Genomic DNA, 17493 nt, shown 5'->3' with positions numbered 1-17493 from the left:
CGCGCTGACTGTCAGAGGTGGCGGGTAGGCTCCTTCACGAGATGACAGAGGACCTTTCACCAGCCGAGGCGTACGCGGCGGCGCGCGCCCGCGCCACAGAGCAGGCCACCGCACTCGCCCCCTTCCGGGAGATGTACGAATTCGGCCTCGACCCGTTCCAGATCGAGGCGTGCCGGGCCCTGGAAGCGGGCAAGGGGGTGCTCGTCGCCGCGCCCACCGGCTCCGGCAAGACGATCGTCGGCGAGTTCGCCGTGCACCTCGCGCTGCGCCAGGGCAAGAAGTGCTTCTACACGACGCCCATCAAGGCGCTGTCCAACCAGAAGTACGCGGACCTCGCCAAGCGGTACGGCTCCGACAAGGTCGGCCTGCTGACCGGCGACAACAGCGTCAACGCCGACGCCCCGGTGGTCGTGATGACCACCGAGGTCCTGCGGAACATGCTGTACGCGGGCTCGCAGGCGCTGCTCGGGCTCGGATACGTGGTCATGGACGAGGTGCACTACCTCTCCGACCGCTTCCGCGGCGCCGTCTGGGAAGAGGTGATCATCCACCTCCCCGAGTCGGTCACGCTGGTCTCGCTGTCGGCGACCGTCTCCAACGCGGAGGAGTTCGGCGACTGGCTGGACACCGTCCGCGGCGACACCGAGGTCATCGTCTCCGAGGAGCGGCCCGTCCCGCTGTGGCAGCACGTGCTGGCCGGGCGGCGGATGTACGACCTCTTCGAGGAGGAGACCGACCACGGCGGCCGCGGCGCGTCCCGGCGCGAGGTCAACCCCGACCTCGTGCGCCTCGCCCGGATGGAGAACCAGAAGACCTACAACCCGCGCGACCGGCGCCGCGGCAAGATGGTCCGCGAGGCCGACCGCGAGCGGGAGCGCAGGTCGCGCAGCAGGATCTGGACGCCGAGCCGGGCCGAGGTCGTCGAGCGGCTGGACGCGGCCGACCTGCTCCCCGCGATCACCTTCATCTTCAGCCGGGCGGGCTGCGAGGCCGCGGTCCAGCAGTGCCTGTACGCGGGGCTGCGGCTGAACGACGAGGACGCCCGCGCCGAGGTGCGTTCGATCGTCGAGGCCAGGACGGCCGCCATCCCCGACGAGGACCTGCACGTCCTCGGGTACTTCGAATGGGTCGAGGCGCTGGAGCGGGGCATCGCCGCGCACCACGCGGGCATGCTCCCGACCTTCAAGGAGGTCGTCGAGGAGCTGTTCGTGCGCGGCCTGGTGAAGGCCGTGTTCGCGACGGAGACCCTGGCGCTCGGCATCAACATGCCCGCGCGCTCGGTGGTGCTGGAGAAGCTGGTCAAGTGGAACGGCGAGCAGCACGCCGACATCACCCCCGGCGAGTACACCCAGCTGACCGGGCGGGCCGGGCGGCGCGGCATCGACGTCGAGGGCCACGCCGTGGTGCTCTGGCAGCGCGGCATGGACCCGGGCGCGCTGGCCGGCCTCGCGGGCACCCGCACGTACCCGCTGCGCTCCAGCTTCCGGCCGTCGTACAACATGGCCGTCAACCTCGTGCAGCAGTTCGGCCGGCACCGCTCGCGCGAACTGCTCGAAACGTCCTTCGCGCAGTTCCAGGCCGACAAGTCGGTCGTCGGGATCGCCCGGCAGGTGCAGCGCAACGAGGAGGGCCTGGACGGCTACAAGGAGGGCATGACCTGCCACCTCGGCGACTTCCAGGAGTACGCGCGGCTGCGCCGCGACCTCAAGGACCGCGAGACGGAGCTGGCCAAGCAGGGCGCGGCGCAGCGGCGGGTCGCCGCGGCGGACTCGCTGGAGAAGCTGAAGCCGGGCGACGTCATCCACGTGCCGACGGGCAAGTTCGCCGGCCTCGCGCTTGTCCTGGACCCGGGCCTGCCCGCAGGCAGGGCCAACGGCCACCGGGGCATGGAGCAGCACGACGGGCCGCGCCCGCTGGTGCTGACGGCCGAGCGGCAGGTCAAGCGCCTCGCGTCGATCGACTTCCCGGTGCCCGTCGAGGCGCTGGACCGGATGCGGATCCCGAAGTCCTTCAACCCGCGCTCGCCGCAGTCCCGGCGCGACCTGGCGGCCGCGCTGCGCACCAAGGCCGGGCACATCGTGCCCGACCGGCACCGCAAGGGGCGGGCGCCCGCCGCCGACGACCGCGAGATCGCACGGCTGCGCGGCGAGCTGCGGGCGCACCCCTGCCACGGCTGCGACGAGCGCGAGGACCACGCGCGGTGGGCCGAGCGGTACTACCGCCTGGAGCGCGACACCAAGCAGCTGGAGCGGCGCATCGAGGGCCGGACGAACACCATCGCCCGCACCTTCGACCGCATCGTCGCGCTGCTCACCGAGCTCGACTACCTGCGCGGCGACGAGGTCACCGAGCACGGCAAGCGGCTGGCGAGGCTCTACGGCGAGCTGGACCTGCTGGCGAGCGAGTGCCTGCGCGACGGCGTGTGGGAGGGCCTGTCCCCGGCCGAACTGGCCTCCTGCGTCTCGGCGTTGGTGTACGAGGCGCGGCAGTCCGACGACGCGGTGGCGCCGAAGGTCCCCTCGGGCAAGGCCAAGGCCGCGCTCGGCGAGATGGTGCGGATCTGGGGCCGGCTCGACGGCCTGGAGGAGGAGTTCAAGATCAACCAGGCGGAGGGGGTCGGCCAGCGCGAGCCCGACCTCGGCTTCGCCTGGGCGGTCTACCAGTGGGCGTCCGACAAGAGCCTGGACGAGGTGCTGCGCGAGGCGGAGATGCCGGCGGGGGACTTCGTGCGGTGGTGCAAGCAGGTCATCGACGTGCTGGGGCAGATCGCGGCGGCGGCGCCCAAGGAGAACTCGACGGTGGCCAAGAACGCCCGCAAGGCGGTGGACGCGGTGCTGCGCGGGGTGGTGGCGTACAGCTCGGTGGGGTAGTGCCCGCCCTTCGGGGGCGCCCGTGCCGGTCGGGACCGTTCAGCGGGACGGGACCGTTTTCAGTACGGGCGCGCGCCGCCGTCGGCGAGGCGTCGGCCCTGGGCGTCCAGGCGGCGGGCCAGGTCCGCGAGGTCGGGCGCGCGCAGGACCCGGTCGCCGAAGCCCGGGAGAGGCACGTGGAGCGGCCCCGTCCAGCGGGCCGGGATCGCGGCGGCCCCGTACACCGCCCCGGCCAGCGCACCGGTGACGGCGGCGACCGTATCGGTGTCGCCGCCCAGGTCGATCGCGGCGGCGAGCGCGGTCTCGAAGGAGTCCGTGGTCCGCAGTGCCCAGAGCGCCGAACCGAGACAGGGCCACACCGCTCCGTTGAACTCGGTCGCCAGGTCGGGGTGCCAGTCGGGGGCGAGGACCACGGCCCACCGCGCGCGGTGGTCGTCGGGGATCGCGGCGACGGCGTCCGGGAGCGCGGTCAGCGGGTCGGAGCCGGTCAGGGCCACCCGTATCAGCTCGTGGAAGACCGCCGTACCCGCCCAGGCGGCGCCGTCGCCGTGGGTGAGGGCGGCGATGCGGCCGGCCGCGGCCATCGTGGCCGCGCGGCCCGCGGGGGCGAAGTACACCGCGGACGTCGCCGCGCGCATCAGGGAGCCGTTGCCCGCCGCGCGGCCCGTCGTCTGGAAGTGCAGCGCGGCGGCCAGGTCCCAGGGGTGACCGTTCGTCAGGACGTCCTCCGTCTGGAGGCCGATGTCCTTCGGATCCCCGGCGGCCCAGCGCCGGAAGCGGCCGAAGACGTCCTGGGGGTCGAGGCCGCCCCGCTCCAGCAGCGAATCGGCCACCAGGACCGCCATCTGGGTGTCGTCGGTCGCCTCGCCCGGATCCCAGCCGCCGCCCCCGCACATCTCCCCGACGCCGTCGGGGAAGCGGGCCGAGTACGTGCCGGGCATGCCGAACTCGAAGGGGGCGCCCAGTGCGTCGCCGACGGCTGAGCCCAGGACTGTTCCGAGCGCTTTGGACGTGCGCGGTACGGGGTCGATCATGCGATCAGCCTAAGGGCATGCCGGGTTGACGCTGAGATCGTGGAAACCGCCGTGGCCGCTGGTCCTGTCGGGCGCGGGTGCCTCCCTCGGGGAGCGGCAGGCGGGGGCGGTCCGAGGTCTTCGGGCCGCCTCCGCGCTGAGCGTCGCCCCTGAGGGCCGCGTGCCGCCCCTGAGAGGCGGGCGGGTTCAGGACTCCTGCTCGCGCTCCACCTGCTCGTTCCACTCGCGCTTCACCGCGCGCCAGGCCTCGTCCGCCTGGCCCAGGCGCCAGTAGCCGGAGATCGACAGGCGCTCGCGGGGGATCTCGCGCTCCACGCGGAGGTGCCGGCGCAGGTCCTTCACCCAGCCCGCCTCGCCGTGCACGAACGCGTGCACGGCGCCCTCGGGGAAGGTCAGGGACGTGACCGCCGCTACCAGCGCCTCGCCCACGGGGCGGTCGCCCCGGTGCAGCCAGGTCACCTCGGCGCCGCCCGGAGCGGCGATCTTCTGCTCCTCCGCCGCGTCCGGGATCTCCACGAGCGCGTACGCCTTCGCGCCGTCGGGCAGGGCCTCCAGGGACGCCGCGATCGCGGGCAGCGCGCTCTCGTCGCCCACCAGGAGGTGCCAGTCGGCCGTCGCGTCCGGGGCGTACCCGCCGCCGGGGCCGAGGATGCGCACGTCCGCGCCGGGCTCGACCCGGGCGGCCCACGGGCCCGCCAGGCCCTCGTCGCCGTGGACCACGAAGTCGATCGTCGCCTCCAGGACCTCGGGGTCCCAGCTGCGGATCGTGTAGGTGCGGTTGGCGGGCCACTGCTCGCGGGGGAACTCCTCGCGGATGCGGTCCATGTCCCACGGCTCGGGGTACGTCACGCCCTCGGCCGGGAACAGCAGCTTCACGTAGTGGTCCGTGAACTCGCCCATGCCGAAGCCGGAGAGTCCCTCGCCGCCGATGGTGACGCGGACCATGTGCGGCGTGATGCGCTCGGTGCGCAGCACTTCGGCGTGATGGATCGAACGAGCTGCCACGGCGGTCTCCCCTGTAAGTATGTGCTTAGGCTTACCTAACCTAGCAGTTCACCCCCGGAGAGTGGAGAGCAGCCGCTGGAGGGCCCCGCCCAGCCCCCAGCGCGCCGCCAGCTCCTCAAGTGTCGCGGGGTCCAGCGGCTCGACGGGCAGGGCCGGGTCGAAGTCGGGGAGCGGGACGTCGGCCGCGACGTGCACCACCTCGGGCGCCACCGCGATGTACGGCCGCGCCTCGTCCAGTCGCTTGCGCTGCGAGGGGGTGAGCCTGGCGGCCGGGTCGTCGACCGCCGCCATGATCCCGGCCAGGTCGCCGTACGCGTCCAGCAGCTTCGCCGCCGTCTTCTCGCCGATGCCGGGAACGCCGGGCAGGCCGTCGCTGGGGTCGCCGCGCAGCAGCGCCAGGTCGGCGTACCCGGGGCCGTCCACGCCGTACTTCTCGCGCAGCCACGCCTCGTCGGTCAGCTGCGGGGAGCCCACGCCCTTGATCGGGTAGAGCACCCGGCGCCCCTTGGCGTCGTCCACCAGCTGGAAGAGGTCCCGGTCGCCGGTGACGATGTCGACCGGGCCCGTGGCGCGGGCCGTGAGCGTGCCGATCACGTCGTCCGCCTCGTACCCCGCCACGCCCACGCGGGCGATGCCCAGCGCGTCCAGCACCGACTCGATGATCGGGACCTGGGGCGCCAGGGTGTCGGGGGTCTCCTCGGCGTCCGGGCCGTCCGGGACCTCTTCCGCGACGCGGTGCGCCTTGTACGAGGGGATCAGCTCGACCCGCCAGGCCGGGCGCCAGTCCGCGTCCATGCAGGCCACCAGGTCGTCCGGGCGGTGGTCCTGGACGAGCCTGGCGATGAAGTCGAGCAGGCCGCGCACGGCGTTCACCGGCGTCCCGTCCGGGGCCCTGACCGAGTCGGGCACGCCGAAGTAGGCGCGGTAGTAGAGGGAGGCGGTGTCGAGGAGCATCAGGCGTCGCGTCACACCCCGATCATGCCGCACCCCACCGACAGCGCCAGCGGATGACGCCGCACCCCTCCCGCACCCCTTCCCGCACCCCTTCCCGCGCCCCTCCCGCATCCCTTCTCGTACGCCTTCCCGCAGGGCTCCGCGGTGACCTGGATCACTCTCGTGTTTGGCTCGATCGCGCCGGGGCAGGCGCGGCCCCGGAGCGGACCCCGTCGCAGTTTCAACTATTGCAATGGGCACGCGGGCGGAACCCGCCCCGCTCCACGGCCTGCCTGCGGGGGTGGCAGGCCGTTTTCCGTTCGACGCGTGAGGTGTATGTGTCCAGGCTGCAGGCCGAGCACTTGTACAAGGTGTTCGGCAGACGACCCGTGGAAGCGGTTGCGAAGCTCGAAGGCGGCACCGGCCGCGACGAGCTCCGCTCCGACGGTACGACCGCAGCGGTGATCGACGCCTCGTTCTCCGTCGAGCCCGGCCAGATCTTCGTGGTCATGGGCCTCTCCGGATCCGGCAAGTCGACGCTGCTGCGGATGCTCAACGGACTCCTGGAGCCCACGTCGGGCCGTGTGCTCTTCGACGGTCAGGACCTGACCGCCCTGAGCCCCAAGGACCTGCGGGCCGTCCGTTCCGCCAAGATCAGCATGGTGTTCCAGCACTTCGCGCTCTTCCCCCACAGGAGCGTGCTGGAGAACGCCGCGTACGGCCTCGAAGTGCAGGGCGTGCCGCGCGCCGAGCGCGAGAAGCGCGCTCTGGAGGCGCTGGAGCTGGCCGGGCTCTCCGGCTGGCAGGAGTCCTGGCCCGACGAGCTGTCCGGCGGCATGCAGCAGCGCGTCGGCCTGGCCCGCGCGCTCGCCACCGACGCCGACCTGCTGCTCATGGACGAGTCGTTCAGCGCGCTTGACCCGCTGATCCGCCGCGACATGCAGGACCAGCTCCTCGAACTCCAGAAGCGGCTGAAGAAGACCATCGTCTTCATCACCCACGACCTCAACGAGGCCATGCGGCTCGGCGACCGGATCGCCGTCATGCGCGACGGCCGGATCGTCCAGCTCGGCACCGCCGAGGACATCCTGGTCACGCCCGCCAACGACTACGTCGCCTCCTTCACCCAGGACGTCGACCGGGCCCGGGTGCTCACCGCGGGCGCGATCATGGCCGAGCCGCACACCGCGATGGGCACGACGACGGACGACGGCGCCGAGATACGGACGCACGACGACGTCCTCAGGGCCGCGCCCGCCACCGTCGACGCCGACACCCCGATCGTCGACCTCTTCACGCCCTGCTCCACCAGCGGCGACGCCGTCGCGGTCACCGACGACAGGGACAGGCTCATCGGCGTCGTGCCCAGGGCCAGGCTGCTCGCCGTGCTAGGCGAGCCGATGACCCCGGAGCGGCCCCCGGCCGAAGTCGCGGTCGGGAAGGCCGACGAAGCCGACGAGCCCGGCAAGGCCAGCGGGGCCGACGGGGCCAGTGGGGCCGACGGGGCGGACCGGGCCGTGAAGGGCGCCGACGCCACCGAGGCGGTGACCGCCGATGCCTAGGATCGAACTCGGCCGATGGGTCGACTCCGCCGTCGACTGGCTCCAGTCCCACCTCTCCTGGCTCTTCGACGCCATCAGCACCGTCGTCAACGGCATGCAGGACGGCATCTACGCCGTCCTCTCCGCCCCCGAGCCGCTGCTCTTCGCCGGCATCCTCGCCGTCGTCGCCTGGTGGCTGCGCGGACTGACCGCGGGCGTCCTGGCCTTCGCGGGCTTCGCGCTGATCGACTCGGTCCAGCTCTGGGACGAGGCGATGTCCACCCTGGCGCTGGTGCTGGTGTCGACCGTCATCACGCTGGTCCTGGCGATCCCGCTGGGCATCGCCTCGTCCCGCTCCAGGGCGGTCAGCGCCGTGACCCGCCCGGTCATGGACTTCATGCAGACCATGCCCGCCATGGTCTACCTGATCCCCGGCATCGTCTTCTTCGGCGTCGGCCCGGTCCCCGGCATCATCGCGACGATCATCTTCGCGCTGCCGCCCGGCGTCCGCATGACCGAGCTGGGCATCCGCCAGGTCGACGGCGAGCTGGTCGAGGCCGCCGAGGCGTTCGGCACGCCGCCGCGCGACATCCTCTTCCGGGTCCAGCTGCCGCTCGCCGTACCGACGATCATGGCGGGCGTCAACCAGGTGATCATGCTCGGCCTGTCCATGGTCGTCATCGCGGGCATGGTCGGCGCCGGCGGCCTCGGCGGCGCGGTCTACAGCGCCATCGGCAACGTCGACATCGGCCTGGGCTTCGAGGCGGGCATCTCCATCGTCGTCCTCGCCATGTACCTGGACCGGATGACCGGCGCGCTCGGCAGCCAGGTCTCGCCGCTCGGCCGCCGGGCGCTCGCCAAGGCCCGGCAGTCCGCCACCGGGGGCGCGAAGGTCTGGAACGCCAGGCCGCAGCCCGCCGTCGCCCTCGCGGGCGTCGTGGTCCTCGCGCTCGTCGCGGGCGGCATCGGCATCTTCGGCAACAGCCCCGCCACCGGTACGTCCGCCACCGAGGGGGCCGACGTCGGCAAGGGCAGGAAGGTCAGCGTCGGCTACATCCCGTGGGACGAGGGCATCGCCTCCACGTACCTCTGGAAGGAGCTGCTGGAGCGGCGCGGCTTCCGGGTCGACGCCAAGCAGCTGGAGGCCGGGGCGCTCTACACCGGCCTCGCGGGCGGCCAGCTCGACTTCCAGACCGACGCCTGGCTGCCGACCACCCACGCCAGCTACCTGAAGAAGTACGGGAACAAACTGGAGGACATGGGCTCCTGGTACGGCCCCACCTCGCTGGAGCTGGCCGTCCCCTCGTACGTCGACGGCGTCGACTCGCTCGCCGACCTCAAGGGCAAGGGCGGCACGTTCAAGGGCCGCATCGTCGGCATCGAGCCCAGCGCCGGGATGATGGGAATCCTCAAGGACAAGGTCCTGAAGGAGTACGGCCTCGAAGGGGAGTACGAGGTCGTCGACGGCTCCACGCCCGGCATGCTCGCCGAGCTGAAGCGCGCGTACGCCAAGAAGGAGCCGGTCGTCGTCACGCTCTGGTCGCCGCACTGGGCCTACAGCGACTTCGAACTGAAGAAGCTGAAGGACCCCCGCGGCTCCTGGGGCGAGGGGGACGGGGTGCACACCCTGGCCCGCAAGGGCTTCGCCGCCCAGCACCCCGAGATCGGTGCCTGGCTCAAGAATTTCAAGATGACCGAGAAGCAGCTCACCGGCCTCGAAGCGAAGATCCAGTCCACCGGCAAGGGCAAGGAGCAGGAGGCCGTGCGCTCCTGGCTCAAGGAGAACCCGGGCCTGGTCGAGAAGTGGGCTCCGACCGGCGGCACCACCGGAGATTCCAAGACAGCGGGCTGACGCCCCCAGGGGAACGCCGCCGCACGGGGCGGGGACCACCGGTCGGTGGGCCCCGCCCCTTCCCGTATTCCCGGAACTGGGAAAACATGGGAGCTCGGCTCGAATACTGATCCGGACAGCTCATTTACCGACGTCATTTCCGAACCGACTGCGTAAGGTGCGTTGAGCCAGGAAGGATGACGGGCGTGGGTCGGGGAGGGAGCTGACACGATGACGGACATGAAGGACGACAAGGAAGCCCTTCGGGTGGGCTCCGCCGTCCGCAGGCGGCGCAGATCACTCGGGCTCACGCTGGCCTCGGTCGCCGAGCGCAGCGGACTCTCCGTGCCCTTCCTCAGCCAGATCGAGAACGAACGCGCGCGGCCCAGCGCACGCTCCCTCGACAAGGTCGCCGAGGCCCTGGAGACCACGGCCGAGCGGCTGCGCGCCGCCGCCGACTCCGCGCGGACCGTGGACGTGGTCCGCGCCAAGGAGAGCGAGAGCGGGGTGCGCAGGCTGGTGCACGGCCGCCACCAGCTCGGCGCGCTGGAGTTCACCGGCGAGCAGGACACCGGGCGCGAGTTCCAGCACCGCAACGACGAGGTCCTGTACGTGGCCGACGGCGCCGTGGAGGTCGAGGCCGAGGGCCGCGCCTACCGCTTGGAGCGCGGGGACACGCTCTATCTCTCCGGCGGCGTACGGCACCGGTGGCGCGCCACCGAGCCCGGCACCCGCATCCTGAGCGTCGCCGTCGGCGAGCACATCGACGCGACCGTCGACCCGCGCGGCTGAGGCCCGGGTGCGCGTCGTCTCCCTGGTCCCCTCGCTGACCGAGGCCGTCGCCGTCTCAGCGCCCGGCCTGCTCGTCGGCGCCACCGACTGGTGCACGCACCCCGCTGACCTGTCCGTGGCGCGGATCGGCGGCACCAAGAACCCCGACGTCGCCGCGGTCGCGGCCCTTGGCCCCGACCTCGTCGTCGCCAACGAGGAGGAGAACCGCGCGGCCGACCTGGCCGCGCTGCGCGAGCGCGGCATCGAGGTGCTGGTCACCGAGGTGCGGGACCTGCCGCAGGCGCTGCGCGAGCTGGAGCGGGTGCTCAGGGCGTGCGGCGTCGCGGGCGGCGGGCGGCCCCGCTGGCTGGACGCGGCCGACGAGGCGTGGGCCGCGGTGGAGCCGGTAGGGCCGCGGGCGGTGCGCAGGGCCCTCGTACCGATCTGGCGCAGGCCCTGGATGGTGCTGGGGCGCGACACCTTCGCGGGCGCGCTGCTGAGCAGGCTCGGCGTCGAGAACGTGTACGGGGCGCACCCCGATCGCTATCCGAGGATCGGGCTCGACGCGCTGAACGCGGCGGGCGCCGACCTCGTGGTGCTGCCCGACGAGCCGTACCGCTTCACGGCCGACGACGGCCCCGAGGCGTTCCCCGGGCTGCGCGCCGCGCTCGTCAGCGGCCGCCACCTCACGTGGTACGGGCCATCGCTGGCCGAGGCGCCCGGGGTGCTGCGAGCAGCGCTCCGCTGAACAGCCCGCGCCCGGTGTGGAAGGCGGCCACCGCCCAGGCCGCCAGGAGCAGCCCGTAGAGACCGACCGACAGCCAGCTGAAGGCGGCGAGCCCCGTGTGGTGCGCGAGCCCGGCGGCGCCCGTCACGCACGTGCCGACGGGGAAGGTGAAGCCCCACCAGGTCATCGCGAAGCCCATGCCCGCCCGCTTCGCGCGCACCACGAGGGCGGCGGCGAGCGCCAGCCACAGCAGCGCGAAGCCCATCACGGGCACCCCGTAGACGACGGCGAACGCGGCGAACGCGGGGGCGTAGGGGTCGGGCACGACGCCGGGCGCCGCGTCGGCGAGCTGGTTCACGGCGGTGGTGGACTGGCCGAGCGGGCCGAGCACCAGGAAGAGCGTGGGGGTCAGGGCCAGGGGCAGCGGACCGTGGTGGAACAGCCGCGCGAGGACCATCGGCAGGATCAGCAGCGTCGCCAGCAGGCTCAGGCCGAACATCGCGTAGCAGCCCAGCAGCATGGCCTCCCGCCACTGCCCCGCGGGCAGGTGCGGGATCAGCGCGGGGCCCTGCGCGGCGGCCACCATCGGCGCGACGACGGGCAGCAGCCAGACCGGCGACGCGGAGCCCGGGGTGATCTCGTGGCGCACGACCATCAGGTACGGGACCGCGACGGCGGCCGCCAGGCCGAGTGCCGTCCCCGCGACCCACAGCACCCCGTCGACCCAGGCGGGTGCGCCGAAGAGCAGCGAGCCGCCGCCGACGGACAGCAGCGCCATCGAGAGGCAGCCGTAGAACGGGGCGACCGCCGGGTCCCGGAGGTGGGCGCGGGCCTGGTCGGGATGGCGCGCCCAGTGCGCGGCGCGGGCCGCCAGCAGGACGGCGAGCATCAGCGCGGAGAGCGCCCACAGGGCGGCGAGGCCGGGGATCGGGAAGGGCAGGGCGTAGCCGGCGCCCGCGACGATGGAGGTCCCCATGACGGTGGCGTACCAGTTGGGGCCCAGGTGGCGAAGGGTGACCATGCCTCCAGGGTCCGCTCGGGCGGCGCCGGTCGCCAGAGCCCCTTCCCCTATGTACCCATAAACTGACCTTATGGCTTCAGCTGCACGTTCCGCGCCCCTCTCCCACCGCGTGCCCGACCTGGGCGCCCTGGAGCTGCTGATCGCCGTGGCGCGCCACGGCAGCCTGGGGCGCGCGGCGCGCGAGATGGAGATCACCCAGCCCGCGGCGAGCAGCCGGATCCGCTCCATGGAGCGCCAGCTGGGCGTCGCCCTCCTGGAGCGTTCGCCGCGCGGCTCCCGGCTGACCGACGCGGGTGCGCTCGTCACGGACTGGGCGCAGCGGATCGTGGAGGCGGCGGAGGCGTTCGACGCGGGGGCGCAGGCGCTGCGCGACCGGCGGGACTCGCGGCTCACCGTCGCCGCGTCCATGACGATCGCGGAGTACCTGCTGCCCGGGTGGCTCATCGCGCTGCGCGCCGAGCGCCCCGACACGGCGGTGTCGCTGCTCGCGGGCAACTCGTTGGCGGTCGCCGCGCACCTGGCGGCGGGGGAGGCGGACCTGGGGTTCGTGGAGGGGCTCGGGGTGCCCGAGGGACTGGACGGGGTCGCGGTCGGCCGGGACCGGCTGCTCGTCGTGGCCGCCCCGACGCACCCCTGGGCGCGTCGCCGGGGGCCGGTGGGCGCGCCCGAACTGGCGGCGACCGCGCTGATCCTGCGCGAGAAGGGGTCGGGGACCCGGCAGGTGCTGGACGCGGCGCTGGCGGAGTACGGGGGGTCGGCGGCGCCGCTCCTCGAACTCGCCTCGACGACGGCCGTGAAGGCGGCGGTGGTGAGCGGGGCGGGGCCGAGCGTGCTCAGCGAACTGGCGGTGGGGGAGGAGATCGCCGCGCGGCGGCTGGTGGCGGTGCGGGTGGAGGGGGTGCGGTTGGAGCGGGAGCTCCGGGCGGTGTGGCGGGCCGGGCAGGTCCCCGCGGGGCCGGCGCGGGAGCTCCTGGCGTTGACCCGGGGGTAGGGCGCTTCCCTCGCGGGGGCGCGTGTCTCTTGCGGGGCCCGTCGCACGGGGCGGGCGCCTCTTCGCCTGCGGCGGGCAGGCCCCTCCCCTTCCCCAAGCTCTCGGCTTCGCTCGAGCAGGGGAGACCCCATCCTTCCCGAAAACCTGCCGGTGGCGAGCCCGCTGCCGCGGGGTTGGTACGCGCGGCGTGTGCCCCACCCTCGCGCAGTTCCCCGCGTCCCTACGGGGCTCGCGCCCCGCAGGGCCCCCGGAGGGTTTCGGGAAGGGGGGGGTGGGGTCAGGGCCGCGCGGCGGAAGCCGCTGCCCTCACCAGCCCCTCCATCACCCGCACGTCCGTGCCCATCTCCGGGTGCCACTGCACCCCCAGGACCCACGAACCGCCCTCCGCGGGTTCGACCGCCTCCACCGTGCCGTCCTCCGCGTACGCCGATGCCAGCAGGCCGTTCCCCAGGGCGTCCACCGCTTGGTGGTGGTACGTCGGGACGTCCGTCGCCTCCGGCACCAGCGAGGCGTACCGCGTGCCGGGGACCGGCTTCACGGTGTGGAGGCCGAGCACCCCCGTGCCCCCGGTGTGGCCGTCCAGGTGCTGCACCAGCGTGCCGCCCAGCGCCACGTTCAGCAGCTGCATGCCCCGGCAGATGCCGAGCAGCGGCGTCCCCGCCGCCAACGCCGCCTCGATCAGGGCGAGTTCCCAGGAGTCCCGCTCCCGGGCCGGTGGCCCCGTGCGGGGGTCGGTGGGCGCTCCGTACCGTACGGGCTCGACGTCCGCGCCCCCGGCGATCACGAGCCCGTCGAGCCGGGCGACGACCGCCGCCGCGCGCGAGGGGGCGTCGGGCGGCAGCATCAGCGCCGTCCCGCCCGCGCGCTGCACCAGCCGGGGGTAGGCCAAGGGCAGCAGGGTCGCCGGGAGCTTCCACACCCCCCACGCGGCCTCGTCGAGATAGGTGCTGATGCCGATGAGAGGGTGGGTCACTGGTGCGTGGCTCCTGTTCGTACGGTGGGGTGTTCAGTCGCGGGAGAGTTCGGCCTCGGCCGCGGCCAGCGCCGCGAACTCCTCCTCGGGGGCGTTCGCCACCAGATGATGGCGGCTGTAGAGGGCGAAGTACGCGAGCGCCACCACGTACACGCCGAGCGCCATGAGCGCCGCCTCCTTGTCCACCAGGAACGTCGCCACCAGCGCGGAGAGCGCGAGGACGAAGGCGACGGACGAGGTGAGCACGCCGCCCGGCGTGCGGTACGGGCGCGGCAGCGCGGGCTCGCGGCGCCGCAGCACGATGTGGGACAGGGCCATCAGCGCGTACGAGATGGTCGCGCCGAACACCGCGATGTTCAGCATCCGCGCGCCGTTGCCCGTCGACGCGGCCAGCGCGAAGCCGATCGCGCCGGGGATCAGCAGCCCGAGGTAGGGGGACTTGCGGCGGCTGGTCAGGGAGAGGAAGCGCGGCAGGTAGCCCGCCCGGGAGAGCGCGAAGAGCTGGCGCGAGCCCGCGTAGATCAGCGAGAAGAAGGAGGCGACCAGGCCCGCCAGGCCCGCGTAGTTGACGAAGCGGCTCAGCGCGGTCGGGTCGCCGGCCCCCTCCAACGCCACGACCAGCGGATTGCCCGCGTCCTTGATGGCGTTCGCGCCGCCCGCGCCCGTCGCGGCGAAGAAGGTGAGGACCGCGAGCGCCACCAGGATCGTCAGCGAGATCGCCAGTGCCCTGGGCATCGAACGGACCGGGTCCTTCGCCTCCTCGGCCGCCAGCGGCACGCCCTCCACGCCGAGGAAGAACCACATGCCGAAGGGGAACGCGGCCCAGATGCCGAGCAGTCCGAACGGCAGCCAGGAGCTGGCGCCCAGCGCGTCCTCGTCGACCGGGACGTCGTTGAGACCGCCCGCGTCGAACTCGGTGAACGCCCCCACCGCGAAGATCAGCAGCGCCGCCACCGCGATGGCGGTGACGACCAGGCTGAAGCGCAGCGCCTCGCCGACGCCCCAGAGGTGGATGCCGATGAAGACCGCGAAGCAGGCGAGGTAGACGGGCCAGCCGGACTCCAGGCCGAACAGGCCGAGCGATTCGACGTAGTCGCCGATGAAGATGGAGATCGCGGCGGGCGCCAGTACGTACTCGATGAGGATCGCGGTGCCCGTCAGGAAGCCGCCCCAGGTGCCGAGCGCGCGGCGCGCGAAGCCGTAACCGCCGCCCGCGGTAGGCAGGATGGCGGAGAGTTCGGCGAGCGCGAAGACCAGGCAGGCGTACATCGTGCCCATCAGCACGGTGGCGATCGCGAGCCCGCCGAAGCCGCCCTCCGCGAGGCCGACGTTCCAGCCGGAGAAGTCTCCGGAGACGACGTAGGCCACGCCGAGCCCGGTCAGCAGCAGCCAGCCCGCGCTGCCCCTGCGGAGGGTGCGGCGGTTGAGATAGGCGTCGTCCTCGATGTCGTCCTTGGCCATGGGGGGCTCCCAGCACAGGGGGTCAAAGGTTCGGGTGCATACCTTTGCGGTCGAGGCAGTCGTTCCGCAAGTCCCCTGCGTCAACGGGACGTTACGGAATCCTCACCGCGGCGCGCGGGGGCGGCTCCCGCCGCTCAGGTCAGGAAGCCCCGCAGCAGCGCCGCCGTCCCCTCGCAGTGCTCGCGCATCACCTCGCGCGCCGCGTCCGCGTCCCCGGCCAGCACCGCGTCCACCAGCGCCGCGTGCTGCGCCTGCGAGTGCTCCAGGTTGCGCACCAGCAGCGGGATGCGGTCCAGCAGGTCGTTCAGCCCCGCCCTGACCGCCGCGTACTGAGCGGTGAGCGAGCGCGACCCGGACAGCTCGGCCAGCGCGAGGTGGAGCAGCGTGTCGCGCCTGCGGTACTCCGCGAGCGGCGCGTCCTGCGTCGCCTCCAGCGCCTCGCGCAGCCGCCGCCCGCCCGCCTCGTCCAGCCCGTGCGTCGCGCACAGCCCGGCCGCGCCCACCTCCAGGACCTCGCGGAACCGCAGCGTGTCCTCCACGTCCACCGCCGCGACGCGCCTGTGCAACTCGTCCTCGTCGGGCCCCGCGGGGCCGCCCGCGCTGCCGGGACCCGTGGGGCGCGGGCGGACGAAGGTACCGCCGTACCTGCCGCGCCTGCTCTCCACCAGCTCCTGGTCCTGAAGGACCTTCAGGACCTCGCGCAGCGTGACCCGGCTGATCCCCATCCGGTCCGCCAACTCCCGCTCGGACGGCAGCCGTTCCCCCTCGGGCACCAGGCCGAGCCGCACCACCTGGAGGATCTGTTCGAGCGCTTCCTCGAAGCCGTTCCCCGCCCGCACGGGACGCAGTACGGGCGTGAGGCGGTCGGTCGGAGTGATCTCCTGCGTCACCGTGCGGTTCCCCCTTCCCAATCAATGGTCTTCGCCCATACCTTATGACTCCCGGCTGACCGATGGAGGATTTTCCCGTGGCAGACCGCACACCCCCGCTCTCCGTCGAGGAACTGCGTTCCCTCGTCGCGAGCGGTGAGATCGACACCGTCGTCCTGGCCTTCCCCGACATGCAGGGGCGCCTCCAGGGCAAGCGATTCGCCGCGCCGTTCTTCCTCGACGAGGTGCTGGAGCACGGCACCGAGGGCTGCAACTACCTGCTCGCCGTCGACGTCGACATGAACACCGTCGACGGCTACGCGATGTCCTCCTGGGAGAGCGGGTACGGCGACTTCGCCATGCACCCCGACCTCGCGACCCTGCGCCGCGTCCCCTGGGACGAGGGCACCGCGCTCCTCGTCGCCGACCTCGCCTGGCACGACGGCGCCCCCGTCGTCGCCGCGCCCCGCCAGATCCTCCGCCGCCAGCTGGAGCGGCTGGCCGGACTCGGGCTGAGCGCGCACGTCGGCACCGAGCTGGAGTTCATCGTCTTCAGGGACACCTACGAAGAGGCCTGGGACCGCGACTACCGCGACCTCACCCCCGCCAACCAGTACAACGTCGACTACTCCGTCCTCGGCACCGGACGCGTCGAGCCCCTGCTGCGCCGCATCCGCAACGAGATGCGGGCCGCCGGGCTCACCGTCGAGTCCGCCAAGGGCGAGTGCAACCCCGGACAGCACGAGATCGCCTTCCGCTACGACGAGGCGCTGACCACCTGCGACCAGCACGCCGTCTACAAGGCGGGCGCCAAGGAGATCGCCTCGCAGGAGGGCGTCTCGCTCACCTTCATGGCGAAGTACAACGAGCGCGAGGGCAACTCCTGCCACATCCACCTCTCCCTCCAGGACGCCGAGGGACACAACGTCATGGCGGGCGACGGGCCGGGGGGAATGTCCCCCCTCATGCGCCACTTCCTGGCCGGACAGCTCGCCGCGCTGCGCGACTTCTCCCTGCTGTACGCCCCCAACATCAACTCCTACAAGCGCTTCCAGCCGGGCTCCTTCGCCCCGACCGCCGTCGCCTGGGGGTACGACAACCGCACCTGCGCCCTGCGGGTCGTCGGCCACGGCCGCTCCATGCGGTTCGAGAACCGGCTCCCCGGCGGCGACGTCAACCCGCACCTCGCCGTCGCCGGACTCGTCGCGGCAGGACTGTACGGGGTGGAGAACGAGCTCGAACTCCCGGACTCCTGCGCCGGAAACGCGTACACCTCCGGGTACGCGCACGTCCCCGGCACGCTGCGCGAGGCCGCCGAGCTGTGGGAGAACAGTCCCGTCGCGAAGGCCGCCTTCGGGGACGAGGTCGTCGCCCACTACCGGAACATGGCCCGCGTCGAGCTGGACGCCTACGACGCGGCGATCACCGACTGGGAGCTGCGCCGCTCCTTCGAACGCATGTGAGGA

General features: G+C 72.9%; 14 protein-coding genes. 7 read left to right on the top strand and 7 right to left on the bottom strand.

Annotation, left to right across the window (positions count from 1 at the left end; genetic code table 11):
• The first annotated feature begins 41 nt into the window (after positions 1 to 41).
• The gene (locus ACIBNE_RS27065; RefSeq protein ID WP_399275892.1) at positions 42 to 2870 is read left to right on the top strand and encodes a DEAD/DEAH box helicase; all 2829 of its coding nucleotides are present in this window, start codon (positions 42 to 44) and stop codon (positions 2868 to 2870) included.
• Positions 2871 to 2929: 59 nt separating this feature from the next.
• Here the strand turns inward: ACIBNE_RS27065 and ACIBNE_RS27060 are convergent, their stop codons facing one another.
• The 3 genes from ACIBNE_RS27060 to ACIBNE_RS27050 form a co-directional block, all read right to left on the bottom strand.
• Positions 2930 to 3904 (bottom strand): ADP-ribosylglycohydrolase family protein, encoded by a 975-nt coding sequence (locus tag ACIBNE_RS27060; protein WP_399275890.1) that lies wholly within the window; start codon positions 3902 to 3904, stop codon positions 2930 to 2932.
• 186 nt (positions 3905 to 4090) lie between these two features.
• Positions 4091 to 4909 carry a siderophore-interacting protein gene (locus tag ACIBNE_RS27055; RefSeq protein ID WP_399275888.1) on the bottom strand — a complete coding sequence of 273 codons (819 nt, stop codon included), beginning with the start codon at positions 4907 to 4909 and terminating at the stop codon, positions 4091 to 4093.
• 48 nt (positions 4910 to 4957) lie between these two features.
• Complete coding sequence (locus tag ACIBNE_RS27050) at positions 4958 to 5863, bottom strand: 5'-3' exonuclease H3TH domain-containing protein (RefSeq protein ID WP_399276300.1); 906 nt, start codon at positions 5861 to 5863, stop codon at positions 4958 to 4960.
• A gap of 317 nt (positions 5864 to 6180) precedes the next feature.
• On the opposite strand from ACIBNE_RS27050, the gene ACIBNE_RS27045 reads away from it, so the two are divergent.
• From ACIBNE_RS27045 to ACIBNE_RS27030, 4 genes are all read left to right on the top strand, one after another.
• On the top strand, positions 6181 to 7404 hold the full coding sequence (locus ACIBNE_RS27045) for a glycine betaine/L-proline ABC transporter ATP-binding protein (protein ID WP_399275886.1): 1224 nt from the start codon (positions 6181 to 6183) through the stop codon (positions 7402 to 7404).
• Positions 7397 to 9235, top strand: coding sequence for an ABC transporter permease/substrate binding protein (locus tag ACIBNE_RS27040; RefSeq protein WP_399275883.1), 1839 nt, complete (start codon positions 7397 to 7399; stop codon positions 9233 to 9235). Before ACIBNE_RS27045 ends, ACIBNE_RS27040 begins: the two co-directional genes overlap by 8 nt.
• A 219-nt stretch (positions 9236 to 9454) precedes the next feature.
• Positions 9455 to 10006 (top strand): helix-turn-helix domain-containing protein, encoded by a 552-nt coding sequence (locus ACIBNE_RS27035; RefSeq protein ID WP_399276298.1) that lies wholly within the window; start codon positions 9455 to 9457, stop codon positions 10004 to 10006.
• 7 nt (positions 10007 to 10013) lie between these two features.
• Positions 10014 to 10733, top strand: a complete 720-nt coding sequence (locus tag ACIBNE_RS27030; protein WP_399275881.1) for a helical backbone metal receptor — start codon at positions 10014 to 10016, stop codon at positions 10731 to 10733.
• Here ACIBNE_RS27030 and ACIBNE_RS27025 read toward each other — a convergent pair.
• Positions 10672 to 11733 carry a TDT family transporter gene (locus tag ACIBNE_RS27025; protein WP_399275879.1) on the bottom strand — a complete coding sequence of 354 codons (1062 nt, stop codon included), beginning with the start codon at positions 11731 to 11733 and terminating at the stop codon, positions 10672 to 10674. The genes ACIBNE_RS27030 and ACIBNE_RS27025 overlap by 62 nt on opposite strands.
• Positions 11734 to 11803: 70 nt before the next feature.
• Between ACIBNE_RS27025 and ACIBNE_RS27020 the strand changes: the two genes are divergently transcribed.
• Positions 11804 to 12724, top strand: a complete 921-nt coding sequence (locus ACIBNE_RS27020) for a LysR family transcriptional regulator (protein ID WP_399275878.1) — start codon at positions 11804 to 11806, stop codon at positions 12722 to 12724.
• A 277-nt stretch (positions 12725 to 13001) separates the two neighbouring features.
• On the opposite strand, the gene ACIBNE_RS27015 is transcribed toward ACIBNE_RS27020, so the two are convergent.
• The 3 genes from ACIBNE_RS27015 to ACIBNE_RS27005 form a co-directional block, all read right to left on the bottom strand.
• Complete coding sequence (locus ACIBNE_RS27015) at positions 13002 to 13697, bottom strand: gamma-glutamyl-gamma-aminobutyrate hydrolase family protein (protein ID WP_399275876.1); 696 nt, start codon at positions 13695 to 13697, stop codon at positions 13002 to 13004.
• 33 nt (positions 13698 to 13730) lie between these two features.
• Complete coding sequence (gene eat / locus ACIBNE_RS27010; RefSeq protein WP_399275874.1) at positions 13731 to 15158, bottom strand: ethanolamine permease; 1428 nt, start codon at positions 15156 to 15158, stop codon at positions 13731 to 13733.
• A 134-nt stretch (positions 15159 to 15292) separates the two neighbouring features.
• Positions 15293 to 16048 (bottom strand): FadR/GntR family transcriptional regulator, encoded by a 756-nt coding sequence (locus ACIBNE_RS27005; protein WP_399275872.1) that lies wholly within the window; start codon positions 16046 to 16048, stop codon positions 15293 to 15295.
• 77 nt (positions 16049 to 16125) lie between these two features.
• Between ACIBNE_RS27005 and ACIBNE_RS27000 the strand changes: the two genes are divergently transcribed.
• Positions 16126 to 17490 (top strand): glutamine synthetase family protein, encoded by a 1365-nt coding sequence (locus ACIBNE_RS27000; protein ID WP_399275870.1) that lies wholly within the window; start codon positions 16126 to 16128, stop codon positions 17488 to 17490.
• Positions 17491 to 17493 lie beyond the last annotated feature (3 nt).

Origin of the sequence: Streptomyces sp. NPDC050504 (genome assembly GCF_044458065.1) — a bacterium.
Taxonomy (GTDB): Bacteria; Actinomycetota; Actinomycetes; order Streptomycetales; family Streptomycetaceae; genus Streptomyces.
Note: the sequence above shows the minus strand (reverse complement) of the source record. Positions and strands in the feature narration are given on the sequence as shown.

What these genes read in the sequence shown, in the direction of transcription:
- ACIBNE_RS27065 (WP_399275892.1), top strand. Translation starts at nt 42, where the DNA reads ATGACAGAGGACCTTTCACCAGCCGAGGCGTACGCGGCGGCGCGCGCC.
- ACIBNE_RS27060 (WP_399275890.1), bottom strand. Translation starts at nt 3,904, where the DNA reads ATGATCGACCCCGTACCGCGCACGTCCAAAGCGCTCGGAACAGTCCTG.
- ACIBNE_RS27050 (WP_399276300.1), bottom strand. Translation starts at nt 5,863, where the DNA reads ATGCTCCTCGACACCGCCTCCCTCTACTACCGCGCCTACTTCGGCGTG.
- ACIBNE_RS27040 (WP_399275883.1), top strand. Translation starts at nt 7,397, where the DNA reads ATGCCTAGGATCGAACTCGGCCGATGGGTCGACTCCGCCGTCGACTGG.
- ACIBNE_RS27035 (WP_399276298.1), top strand. Translation starts at nt 9,455, where the DNA reads ATGAAGGACGACAAGGAAGCCCTTCGGGTGGGCTCCGCCGTCCGCAGG.
- ACIBNE_RS27025 (WP_399275879.1), bottom strand. Translation starts at nt 11,733, where the DNA reads ATGGTCACCCTTCGCCACCTGGGCCCCAACTGGTACGCCACCGTCATG.
- ACIBNE_RS27020 (WP_399275878.1), top strand. Translation starts at nt 11,804, where the DNA reads ATGGCTTCAGCTGCACGTTCCGCGCCCCTCTCCCACCGCGTGCCCGAC.
- eat (WP_399275874.1), bottom strand. Translation starts at nt 15,158, where the DNA reads ATGGCCAAGGACGACATCGAGGACGACGCCTATCTCAACCGCCGCACC.